We start from the raw sequence: 6,655 nt of genomic DNA, 5'->3' as shown, positions 1-6,655 counted from the left end.
CGAACACAGAAGTTAAGCTTCTCTACGCCGAGAGTAGTTGGTGGGTAACTGCCTGCGAGGGTAGGAAGCCGCCGCGCTTTATTCCGGTTTAGCTCAGTTGGTAGAGCACCTGACTGTTAATCAGGTTGTCGTCAGTTCGAGCCTGACAACCGGAGTCATGGAGAGTTGTCCGAGAGGCTGAAGGAGCATGGTTGGAAACCATGTATACGGGTTTTCCCGTATCAAGGGTTCGAATCCCTTACTCTCCGTTTTTCTTGAACGGCCCGTTGGTCAAGTGGTTAAGACACCGCCCTTTCACGGCGGTAACATGGGTTCAAATCCCGTACGGGTCACTTCATGGAGGATTAGCTCAGTTGGGAGAGCGTCTGCCCTACAAGCAGAGGGTCACAGGTTCGAGCCCTGTATCCTCCATCATGACAAGACAAAAGCGTCAACGATCAGTCAATGGTCGTTGGCGCTTTTTGTTTTGCCAGAATAAAAAAACCGGCATCACGGTAACAGTAGATGTCGGTCTAGATCAATCAGAGCGCACGGTCAACCATGCAGCCGGGTCAATGTCATCAATAGTCCCTGGATCGTTGCGAGTGCTGCATATAAAGCGGGGTGGCTGCTTGCCTTTTTTGCAATGCGCGGATTCAGCAACGCGGTCAGAATCAATAATGCGGCAGCGGTGACGAGGGTCAGGCGCTGAAGCAGAAACCCGCCGCCAGCCATTGCGACCAGTAGGACCACATCGCTCCAGCCTGGCAGCCGGTCCGCCCAGAGTGTCAAAAGAGCGGGTAGGGTCAAGAGGGCTATGTCCAGCAGTAGACCGGTCAAAAATGCGGCAGGCAGGACTTGGACCACTGCAATCGTCAGCAGCAACTGGAGGAAGATCACTTGGATAAACCAGCCGGACAGCTGAACGCGCACATTAAGTTGTTGAAAGTTCAGCAGCAAGGAAAAACCGAGCTGCGTGATCACCAGTGGCAAAAGTTGCCACTGTCCGATGCAACCGAGGAGGCCGAGCACTGCCGCTGCGATCAGCATGGCCCGCGGGAAAAAGGCGGATTGGGTAAAGCTCAACGCCAGGGCCATGGCGACCAGCGCCGCTAACCGCCAAGAAAACTGGGTGAGCGGCAGGCCGCTATTGAGAATCGGAAAGAGGGTCGCTTGGGCAAAGAACAGCACGCCAGCGAGTAGACCATTGTTTTTCATCGATAAGATCCTTTCGCGTACAAGCTCTATGTTACCAAAGACGGCGGGGATTGGAAAATACCTTCGAGAAGAATGATGATCTGTGATAGAATAAGACAGTTGCAAAGAATTCCCGATGGGATCCACGCTTGCGTGGAGATGCCTTGTAACCGACAATTAAGGGGGAAATAAGAATGCAGGAACGTCATTTATTTACTTCGGAGTCTGTCTCCGAAGGCCATCCGGATAAGATTGCTGACCAGATCAGCGACGCGATTTTGGATGCGATGCTCGCAGAGGACCCAAATGCGCGGGTCGCCTGCGAAACGACTGTGACGACTGGGCTGGTGCTGGTGGTCGGCGAGATCTCGACCACCGCGTATGTGGACATCCAAAAAGTGGTCCGCGACACCATTCGCACAATCGGCTACACGAAAGAATCCGGGTTCGATCCGGATAGCGTCGGCGTGCTCACGGCACTCGACGAGCAATCGCCTGATATCGCGCAAGGGGTCGATGACTCCTATGAAGCGCGTGAAGGTGAATCAGATCCGCTGGACAAGATCGGGGCCGGGGATCAAGGCATGATGTTTGGCTATGCGATCAATGAGACACCGGAATTGATGCCCTTGCCAATCAGCTTGGCCCACCAATTGATGCGCCGCATCGCGATGTTGCGTAAGGATGGGACGATCCGTTACCTGCGTCCTGACGCAAAATCACAGGTCACTGTTGAGTACGATGAACACGAAAAACCGTTGCGCGTTGATACGGTCGTGATCTCCACCCAACATGACCCAGACGTGACATTGGCCCAGATTCGCAAGGATGTCGAAGAGCAGGTCATCCGCCAAGTGATTCCGGCCGAACTGCTGGATGCGCAGACGAAGATCTATGTGAATCCGACTGGCCGTTTTGTTCTTGGTGGGCCGCAAGCCGATTCCGGGCTGACGGGTCGCAAGATCATCGTCGATACGTATGGCGGCTTTGCCCGGCATGGCGGCGGCGCCTTTTCTGGTAAGGATGCGACGAAGGTGGACCGCTCCGCGAGTTATGCGGCGCGCTACATTGCCAAAAACGTTGTGGCGGCCGGCCTTGCTGACAAGCTCGAAGTCCAGCTGGCGTATGCGATCGGCGTGGCGAAGCCTGTGTCGATCTCAGTCAACTGCTTTGATACCAACAAGATCTCGGAAGAAAAGATCACCCAGGCGATTCGCGATAACTTTGACTTGCGGCCGGCTGGAATCATTCAAATGTTAGACCTGCGCCGGCCAATTTTCAAACAGACTGCGGCGTATGGGCATTTCGGACGTACAGATGTCGATCTACCATGGGAGCATCTCGATAAAGTCGAGGCGCTGGCCAAGTATTTAGATTAGACGAGAAAAGAGGCGGCCTTTGCTGGATAACACCGGCAGAGGACCGTCTATTTTTATGAATTTTGCACGAGAAAGGATCATTATGACCAAAAAGCACACAAATGTCGCGGTGGTGACCGTCGCAATCTTCATTGCCACGTTCATGACGGCAATCGAAGGTACGATCGTCTCCACCGCGATGCCGACGATCGTGGGGAGCCTGCACGGGGTCAAGTTGATGAATTGGGTCTATTCCGTTTATCTGCTGACCAATGCGATGGCGACGCCGATCTATGGCAAATTCTCCGACCGCATCGGCCGCAAACCCGTTTTCATGCTGGGACTCGTGATCTTCGTGATCGGCTCGCTCTTGTCCGGTCTGAGCCAGTCGATGCCGGTGCTCATCGTGTTCCGCGCGATTCAGGGCATCGGCGCCGGCGCCATCATGCCGGTGACGTTCACCATTATCGCGGACATCTATCCCTTTGAAAAACGCGCGAAGGTGCTGGGCTTCAACGGATCTGCCTGGGGCATCGCATCGGTCGTGGCACCGCTGTTGGGCGGCTTCATCGTCGATCAGCTGTCCTGGCACTGGATCTTCATCATCAATGTCCCAATCGGCCTGTTCACGCTGGCGCTAGTGTGGTTCTACTTGGTCGAAACGCCGCAGCACAGCAAGGCGCCGATCGATCTGCGCGGCGCGGTTTGGCTGATGACGACCTTGCTGGCGCTGATGCTCGGGTTTCAGGCGCTGGCCGGTACCAATGGGCTCTTGTGGCTCGCCGCCGCGCTGGTGGTGGCTGGGTTCACCTTGTGGCAGTTCATCCGGGCGGAAAAACAGGCGGAGGACCCGATCATTTCGCTCCATTTTTTCAAAAACAAGCCGTTTGTCATCGCCAATGCGATCGCCGCGTTGATCTCCGGGTTCGTGATCGGCTTTGAGGCGTACATGCCGATGTGGATGCAGGGCATTCTCGGCCTCGGGGCAACGCTGGGCGGCTTTTCCATCACGCCAAGCTCGGTCATGTGGGTGGTTGGCTCGTTCGTCGCGGGCCGGATGATGACCAAGCTGAAAATTCGCACGGTGCTGACGGTCGCGTTGGTCGATCTGCTGGCCGGGGCGCTGGCCCTTGCGCTGGTGCCACAAGCAACGCCATACTGGGGCTTCCTGATCATTGCCGGGTTCCTCGGGTTTGGCTTCGGGATCGTGATCACGACCACCACTGTGCGTGCGCAGGCGGTCGTCGAGCCGGATGAAGTGGGGACGGCCACCAGTTTCAACACGCTGTCCCGCACGCTCGGGCAGACGCTGATGGTTTCCGTTTACGGTGTCGTCATCAACCTCCATCTCGCGAAAGGCGTGGCGGCGCACAAAAATGTGACCAGCGGGATGCTCGACAAGCTGATCAATTCGCAAACAGCAGGGGAGCTACCAGCAAAATTATTGCCGACCTTACACCAGATTTTGTATGAAGGCTTGCATAATATTTACTTCTTCTCCGTCGTGATCGTCGCGCTTGCGCTGATCATCAACCAGTTCGACCGAACGCGGGCAAACCGGGCGGTCGATGAGGCGACACTGAGCAACGATTGACTGCCTGACACGGTGGCCCACAGACAGCAAAGAGGCGCAGAGACAGTACGTTGCCTCTGCGCCTTGACTGTTTTTCGCGAAGCAAAAAGGCTAAGCACCGACGTTTCGGAGCACCTTCTCCGAAGCCGTCATGCTTAGCCTTCTTTCAGTTGATCGCGTCCTTATCCCGGAATGATGCCGACCGTCTGCAGCAGCAGATAGACGTTCAGGACAATGAGGACGATGGTGGCGACCCAGGAGCAGATTTTCACCCAGCGATGGGCGGCAAATTCACCCATCAGCTTTTTGCTGGAGGAGAAAATCACCAGCGGGATAATTGCAAATGGTAAGGCAATCGAGAGGAACACTTGCGAGAAGGTGAGCAAGCCTTCGATCTTCGCCTCATTACCTTTGTAGATGATGGCGAAGATCAGGACTGGCGTCACGGACAGCACACGGGTGACCACGCGCTGGACCCACAGCGGCACATGGAGGCGAATGAAGCCCTCCATGATGATCTGGCCGGACAGGGTGCCTGTGATCGTCGAACTTTGCCCGGATGAGAGCAGGGCAACGGCGAACAGCATGGATAAAACAGGGCTGGCGATCGCGCCGACGATCTTGCTGTCTGACAAGGCGTTGAACAGGTCCACGAACCGGCCGAGGTCGGAATTCGTGCCGTAGAACAGGGCGGCCCCTAAGATCAGAAGCAGCGAGTTGACGATGAACGCGATGAACAGCTGAATATTTGAATCGATTGTGGAAAAACGAATCGCTTTTCTGATATTTGCTGGATCGCTCCGGTCAAGTTCGCGGGTCTGGGAAATGGAGCTGCCGAGGTACAGGTCATGGGGCATGACCGTCGCGCCGACGATCCCCAAGGACAGGTAAAGCATGCCATGATTTTCGACGATCGCGGCGGTTGGCAGGTAGCCGTTCAAGATGCCCGTCAGACTTGGGCTGGCCAAGAAGACTTCATACGCGAAAACCAGCAGGATGACGGCGACCAGGGTGGCGACGATCGCCTCGATCTTGCGGAACCCTAACCGCATCAAGAGCAGCAACAGCAACACATCCAGCGCGGTGATCAAGATCCCGACCACGAGTGGAATGTGGAAAAGCAGCTCCAAGGCGATGGCCGAGCCAATGATCTCGGCGACATCTGTTGCCATGATCGCAAGCTCGGCGATCACCCAGAGGATGAAACCGGAGACTTTGCCAGTGTGTTCGCGCGTGAGTTGCGCGAGGTCCTTGCCGGTGACGATGCCGAGCTTGGCGGCCATCGCCTGCAGGAGCATCGCAATCAGACTGGAGATCAGGACCACAGCCAGCAATTTATATTGGAACTGTGCGCCCCCAGCGATGGACGTGATCCAATTACCGGGATCCATGTACCCGACGGCAATCAGGATGCCGGGGCCAGTGTAGGCGACAAGTGTTTTCCAAAAACCGGCGTGCTCTGGCACTTTGATACTGCCATTGACCTCATCGAGGCTCTTGCCTTCCTCGGTGGCATAATGGATCACGTGTTCGTGGTTCTTTTTCGGTGGCTCATTGCGCATGATAAAGACCTCTTCCCTATGGAGTTAGAAATTCAGCCCGGGCCCCTAGGTCCAGTACATAACAAAACGGGGGTATTCGGAATACTCCCAGTTTCCTTTTAAACTATACCACTGACTAGACCGTTTTCAACCAAAATTCTAGGGTTGCTTAAATTTATCTTTCCATTAATGAACCGCAATGTGGCGGTCGGCGTCACAAAATTTTTCAGAGGGACTTATTCGTCGAGTTGGCGGTAAGGGCCGTCGCTGAAGCGCTGGTCCGCTGGGCGGCGTAAATGCCAGCCGGTCGGAGTCACGGCGGTCAGCCACGGCCACATCAGCCACCAGATCAGCATCAGCCCGGCCAAGGCCCCGCTTGCGCCGGCCAAGACATCGGTGGGGTAGTGGACTTGCACATAAATACGCGAAATATCTGTAAAAATGATCATCACTAGGCTCAGGCTGGTGAACGTCCACTTCGCCCAGGTCGGGGCCATCAGCGACCACACCAATAAGATCACGGTGCCCCAAAACAGCATGGTACCGCTGGCGTGACCGGAGGGAAAACTGTACCCGCCGATGTGCACGAGCGGCGTGATCGCGGGATCCGCGACAAATGGCCGCGGCCGCCGCACAAGGTGTTTGACCAGGCTATTGCCACCACTCAAGAGAACGATGCTGATGAAGGCGAACACGGCGTAGCGCTTTTTGCGCAGGTAATAAAGGACCGCGGCGAGAATCAGGCCGAGAATGACGATGCTGACAGGCTCGCCGAGGGTGGTGAAGCCAATCAACAGTGCAGTGAGCCAGGCCGGGCGGTGTGCGGTGAGGACGGCGATCACCGGTTTGTCGATGGCGGCGATGAACGCTTGCCCGGTGGTGACACCAACCAGGAGAATGAGGAAGACAAGACCACTGAGGGCCGCAATGATCAATGGATACACGGGACGTTTTTTCATCTTAATGCTCCTTATTGAGGTGTAGTGTAGCATACATTGCGGGAGCCA

General features: G+C 55.7%; 5 protein-coding genes, 4 tRNA genes and 1 riboswitch. Of the genes, 6 read left to right on the top strand and 3 right to left on the bottom strand.

Annotated elements, in window-relative coordinates:
* The first annotated feature begins 82 nt into the window (after nt 1-82).
* The 4 genes from EKM95_RS06405 to EKM95_RS06390 all read left to right on the top strand — a co-directional run bounded on the left by EKM95_RS06405 (nt 83) and on the right by EKM95_RS06390 (nt 411).
* Nucleotides 83-155 (top strand) — tRNA-Asn (locus EKM95_RS06405).
* A 4-nt stretch (nt 156-159) separates the two neighbouring features.
* A tRNA-Ser gene (locus EKM95_RS06400) sits at nt 160-248 on the top strand.
* 12 nt (nt 249-260) lie between these two features.
* Nucleotides 261-332: transfer RNA gene (locus EKM95_RS06395), tRNA-Glu, on the top strand.
* A 6-nt stretch (nt 333-338) separates the two neighbouring features.
* Nucleotides 339-411: transfer RNA gene (locus EKM95_RS06390), tRNA-Val, on the top strand.
* A gap of 123 nt (nt 412-534) precedes the next feature.
* Here the strand turns inward: EKM95_RS06390 and EKM95_RS06385 are convergent.
* Nucleotides 535-1,197 (bottom strand): hypothetical protein, encoded by a 663-nt coding sequence (locus EKM95_RS06385; RefSeq protein WP_125697013.1) that lies wholly within the window; start codon nt 1,195-1,197, stop codon nt 535-537.
* A 94-nt stretch (nt 1,198-1,291) separates the two neighbouring features.
* Nucleotides 1,292-1,373, top strand: a riboswitch (SMK box riboswitch).
* Here EKM95_RS06385 and metK point away from each other — a divergent pair.
* Entirely contained in the window at nt 1,371-2,555 is a 1,185-nt protein-coding gene (gene metK / locus EKM95_RS06380; protein ID WP_125697012.1) for a methionine adenosyltransferase, read from the top strand. (Overlaps the previous riboswitch by 3 nt.)
* An 82-nt stretch (nt 2,556-2,637) precedes the next feature.
* A complete protein-coding gene (locus tag EKM95_RS06375; RefSeq protein ID WP_125697011.1) occupies nt 2,638-4,128 on the top strand; it encodes an MDR family MFS transporter in 1,491 nt (496 codons plus the stop codon).
* Nucleotides 4,129-4,289: 161 nt separating this feature from the next.
* Here the strand turns inward: EKM95_RS06375 and EKM95_RS06370 are convergent, their stop codons facing one another.
* Together EKM95_RS06370 and EKM95_RS06365 are read right to left on the bottom strand one after the other, a co-directional pair.
* Nucleotides 4,290-5,669: an Nramp family divalent metal transporter gene (locus tag EKM95_RS06370; RefSeq protein ID WP_125697010.1), complete on the bottom strand. Its 1,380-nt coding sequence runs from the start codon at nt 5,667-5,669 to the stop codon at nt 4,290-4,292.
* Nucleotides 5,670-5,884: 215 nt separating this feature from the next.
* Nucleotides 5,885-6,607, bottom strand: a complete 723-nt coding sequence (locus tag EKM95_RS06365) for a phosphatase PAP2 family protein (protein WP_164510112.1) — start codon at nt 6,605-6,607, stop codon at nt 5,885-5,887.
* Nucleotides 6,608-6,655: the final 48 nt, after the last annotated feature.

It is taken from the genome of Lacticaseibacillus yichunensis, from assembly GCF_003946405.1.
Lineage (GTDB): Bacteria > Bacillota > Bacilli > Lactobacillales > Lactobacillaceae > Lacticaseibacillus > Lacticaseibacillus yichunensis.
This window is presented reverse-complemented; position numbering and strand designations above follow the sequence as displayed.

Bases quoted from the DNA above. Each gene is read 5' to 3' on its own strand.
- metK (WP_125697012.1), top strand. From the start codon at position 1,371: ATGCAGGAACGTCATTTATTTACTTCGGAGTCTGTCTCCGAAGGCCAT.
- EKM95_RS06375 (WP_125697011.1), top strand. From the start codon at position 2,638: ATGACCAAAAAGCACACAAATGTCGCGGTGGTGACCGTCGCAATCTTC.
- EKM95_RS06365 (WP_164510112.1), bottom strand. From the start codon at position 6,607: ATGAAAAAACGTCCCGTGTATCCATTGATCATTGCGGCCCTCAGTGGT.
- EKM95_RS06385 (WP_125697013.1), bottom strand. From the start codon at position 1,197: ATGAAAAACAATGGTCTACTCGCTGGCGTGCTGTTCTTTGCCCAAGCG.
- EKM95_RS06370 (WP_125697010.1), bottom strand. From the start codon at position 5,669: ATGCGCAATGAGCCACCGAAAAAGAACCACGAACACGTGATCCATTAT.